The following is a 3,206-nucleotide window of genomic DNA, read 5'->3' on the forward strand; positions in this document are numbered from 1 at the left end:
AACGCCAGCGGTTTTCTCCGCAATATGGGCGAGTTCTTCTGCCGATGGGCGCTCATTGACCGTGGTGTCGGCGATAAATACCGTATGTGTTTTTCCGACCATGACGTGAATGCCAAATGGTGTCGCATCCTTCTTGGCATCGAGCACACGGCGCAGCTCGCGCAAGGTTTGTCCAAAGGTACGCGTCACGCCCGTGATCATCGCGTCGGCTTGGTCCATCTGCAGCAGCAGTGCGCCAAAGATGTTGCGGTCGCGGTTGACCATCCGCTGAATATCGCGGCGCAGATAACCGCGACGCTGCAAGCGGCCATATAACCGGTCGACCATTTTTTCGACCAGTGGACTTTGGGCGCTGTTATGGATTTCATATTCATCGGGATTGGCGCCGAGCCCGATCAGTTTTTCGGTCACGCGCGCATCGCGTCCGACCAGCACCGGTATGCCATAGCCATCTTGTTTGAACTGAACGGCGGCGCGCAACACGACATCTTCTTCAGCTTCGGCAAAGATGACACGCTTTGGCTTTGCCCTTGCGGCTGCATAAACTTGGGTCAGAACCGATGTCGTCGGGTTTTGACGCGCGCGCAGGCTCGCGCGATACGCGTTCATATCGGCAATCGGCTTTTGCGCGACGCCCGAATCCATCGCTGCTTTTGCAACGGCGGAGGCGACGATTTCCATGAGGCGCGGGTCGAATGGCGACGGGATGATATAATCCCGCCCGAATTTGTGCATTATGCCGCCATAGGCAGCGGCCACTTCCTCGGGCACGGTTTCACGCGCCAATTGTGCCAATGCATGCGATGCCGCAATCTTCATGGGTTCGTTGATAGTCGTGGCGCGTACGTCGAGGGCTCCGCGGAACAGGAAGGGGAAGCACAGGACATTGTTGACCTGATTTGGAAAATCCGACCGCCCCGTCGCAATGATCGCATCGGGCCGCGCCGCGCGCGCCACAGGCGGCGAGATTTCGGGATCTGGGTTTGCCATGGCGAAGATGATCGGTTCAGGTGCCATCGTCTTTACCATGTCGGCGCTCAACGCATTGGCAGCGGAAAGACCAAGGAAAACATCTGCGCCGACGATGGCTTCCGCCAAATTGCGCGTAGTGGTTTTTGCGGCATGCGCCGATTTCCACTGATCCATGCCTTCAGTGCGGCCCTGATAAATCACGCCGGTCCGGTCGCACATAATCACATTGCCGTGCGGTACGCCCATGGCCTTGATCAGCTCGGTGCAGGCAATCGCCGCCGCACCCGCGCCATTGCAGACGACCTTAATGTCTTTCAACGTACGGCCCGTAAGCTCGCACGCATTGATCAAACCTGCCGCTGCAATGATCGCGGTGCCGTGCTGGTCATCATGAAAGACCGGAATATTCATCCGTTCTTTCAACGTCTGTTCAATGATGAAGCAATCAGGCGCGGCTATGTCTTCCAGATTGATGCCGCCAAATGTCGGTTCAAGAAGTTCGACCGCATCAATGAAACGTTGCGCATCTTCGGTCTTCACCTCAATATCGATCGAATCGACGTCGGCGAAGCGTTTGAACAGCACCGCCTTGCCTTCCATCACGGGCTTGGATGCCAATGCACCCAAATTGCCCATGCCAAGAATCGCTGTGCCGTTTGAGATAACGGCGACGAGATTACCCTTTGCGGTATAATCATAGGCCGTTGCCGGGTCGTCATAAATGGCCTGCACCGGCACCGCGACACCCGGTGAATATGCCAGCGACAAATCACGTTGCGTCGCCATGGGCTTGGTTGCCACGATTTCGATTTTCCCCGGGCGACCTTGGGAATGGAAATCCAATGCTTCCTGAGCTGTAATCTGGACGTCGCTATCGTTCATTTTTGGCCCTGACCCTGTATTATGATTCAAAGTGCCCTAACGCGGTGGTGCCGCTAGGGCAAGCATTGCCCCAAAGGAACGGCTCCGCTATCGCGTTGCCCATGACGGGGACAATGAAAGCGACATCGGGACCGACACCAATGATGGTGCAGTATCTCGGGCTGAAGGCAAAGGCCGAGGATTGCCTGTTGTTCTACCGCATGGGCGACTTTTTCGAGCTGTTCTTCGATGATGCGCGTGCGGCCGCTGCAACGCTGGATATCGCGCTCACATCGCGCGGCGAACATGATGGTAGGCCCATTCCAATGTGCGGCGTACCGGTGCATGCAGCCGAAGGCTATCTGGCGCGGCTCATCAAGGCGGGCCACCGCGTCGCGATTGCCGAGCAAACCGAAAGCCCCGAAGATGCCAAGGCGCGCGGCGGTTCGAAGACATTGGTGGCGCGCGACATCGTCCGGTTCGTGACGGCGGGTACGCTGACTGAGGACAGCTTGCTGGAAAGCTGGACATCAAACATGCTCGTCGCGGTCGCACCGGTGGGTGACGAATATGGTCTTGCGGCAGCAGATATTTCGACGGGCTATTTCGAACTCGTCACCGTTGCGGCGAGCGCACTTGAAGCGGAACTTGCGCGGCTGTCCGCAAGCGAACTGGTCGTGCCGGATGGTTTGGCCCAACAGTTTACCGGCGCAATCATTCGTCCGCGCGCCGACTTTGAAAGCATCGTCGGCGGCGATGTGCTGAAGCAGCATTTTGCCCTTTCGACCCTTGACGCCATCGGCGCGGTCACGCGCGCTGAACAGGCTGCTGCCGGCGGGCTCATTGCCTATTTGGCGCATGTCGGGCAGGGCAACATGCCCTTCCTCAAACTGCCCGTCCGGCGTGAGGTGCACGCCCATTTGCTGATTGACCAAGCAACGCGCGATAGCCTGGAAATCAGCGCAGCGCATAAAGGCGCGCGCGCTGGATCATTACTGGCTGAGGTGGATCGCACGATAACGGGTGCCGGCGCACGCCAGCTGGCGTCCGACCTGTCAGCGCCGCTGATGGACCAGAATATCATCGAAGCGCGACTGTCGCTGGTGCAGTGGTTCCATGACGCGCCGTTGACCCGCGATGCCGTCCGGTCTGCTTTGCGGCAATTGCCGGATATTGCCCGTGCATTGGGCCGCGTTGTGGCTGGACGCGGCAGTCCACGCGACTTGGGACAAATTCGCGATGGGTTGGATGCCGCGCGCCACCTGCGTGAGCGATTGGGCGCCATGGCCGACCGCCCCGAATTGCTCGACCAATTGTTGCCGATGTTGGATGGCCACGGCCATATGGTGGACATACTCAGCCGTGCGCTTGTT

Annotated in this window: 1 protein-coding gene and 1 pseudogene; one reads left to right on the forward strand and one right to left on the reverse strand. The window is 58.5% G+C overall.

The window, feature by feature from the left end; all coding sequences use genetic code 11:
• Positions 1-1,854: NADP-dependent malic enzyme (locus ACIQ5B_RS10645; protein ID WP_397598995.1), on the reverse strand; the 1,854-nt coding region annotated here is incomplete at its 3' end.
• Between the two features lie 101 nt (positions 1,855-1,955).
• Here ACIQ5B_RS10645 and ACIQ5B_RS10650 point away from each other — a divergent pair.
• A pseudogene (locus ACIQ5B_RS10650) lies at positions 1,956-3,206 on the forward strand (DNA mismatch repair protein MutS); the annotation flags it as partial.

It is taken from the genome of Sphingorhabdus sp. (assembly GCF_044374345.1).
Classification (GTDB): Bacteria; Pseudomonadota; Alphaproteobacteria; order Sphingomonadales; family Sphingomonadaceae; genus Sphingorhabdus_B.